Source organism: Photorhabdus viridis (assembly GCF_040256935.1).
Taxonomy (GTDB): Bacteria; Pseudomonadota; Gammaproteobacteria; order Enterobacterales; family Enterobacteriaceae; genus Photorhabdus; species Photorhabdus viridis.
In genome coordinates this window covers 1-1,073 of sequence record NZ_JBEJZY010000171.1, presented here as the reverse complement: position 1 = coordinate 1,073, position 1,073 = coordinate 1, and the positions used below count along the sequence as shown (strand labels likewise).

1 protein-coding gene is annotated in these 1,073 nt (G+C 56.7%); it reads right to left on the bottom strand.

Going from position 1 to position 1,073, the window contains the following annotated elements:
* On the bottom strand, positions 1-1,073 hold a 1,073-nt coding region (locus tag ABR397_RS22775), incomplete at both ends, for an AAA family ATPase (RefSeq protein ID WP_350307696.1).

The window sequence follows — 1,073 nt, the reverse complement described above, 5'->3', positions numbered from 1 at the left end:
ACCGTCTGAAAGCGCGCCAGCAGGGCGGGCTGGAAGTGATCCCGCAGCACAGGATGCAACAGTTCATGCAACGCGGCATTCGATGCGTCAGGCTGTTGCGCCAATAGCGCCATCAAGTGATCACTGCCCAGATTCGACGTCATTACCATCACGGTATGGCGAAAATCGATCTCACGCCCTTCACCATCACGCATAAAACCGCGATCAAATACCTGATAGAACAGGTTCAGCACGTCACGATGGGCTTTTTCCACTTCATCCAGCAGCACCACGCTGTAAGGACGTTTACGGACCGCTTCTGTCAGTATCCCGCCCTGACCATATCCCACATAACCCGGTGGAGCCCCTTTCAACTGGGAAACTGTATGCGGCTCTTGGTATTCCGATAAATTGAGGGTGATCAGTGAACGTTCCCCGCCAAACAGGCTATCCGCTAAGGCCCGTGCGGTTTCAGTTTTCCCTACCCCACTCGGCCCAACCAACAGGAAAACCCCCAGGGGACCGTGCTCCGGCGTCAGACCCGTTTTAGCGGCCCGTAAACGTTGAGCAATGTCCCACAGCGCCGCTGCCTGACCGATAACACGTTCGCCCAAATGTTGTTCTAAGTGGAGCAGGCCCGTTTGTTCGTCTTTTAATACGCTGCTTAACGGGATGCCCGTCCAGTCGGCCACCACGGTGGCGACCATGCGAACATCAACATGCAGTGAGAGCAGCGGTTCAGCTCCTTGTAACGCCGCCAGCGCCGCCAAATCCGCCTTCAGTTCCGGTGTTTGAGGTGAATGTTGACGCTGCGCGAGAATGCGCTCAGCCAGCGCCTTTTCCTGTTGATATTGTTCAGTAAGTTGAGCCGTCTGATCCGCCACCACGGCCCACCGGGCCGCGATGGCGTCCAGACGGGTAACCTCTTCACCTGACAACACATTTTGATCGGCTTCAATCGCCTGCCGTTCCATCGCCAGCGAATCGCGCTCGGTTTTTAACTGTGTCAGCGATGCCGGTGAAGTATCTAAGCTCATGCGCACCCGGGCACTGGCGGTGTCCAGCAGATCCACCGCTTTATCCGGGAGCTGACG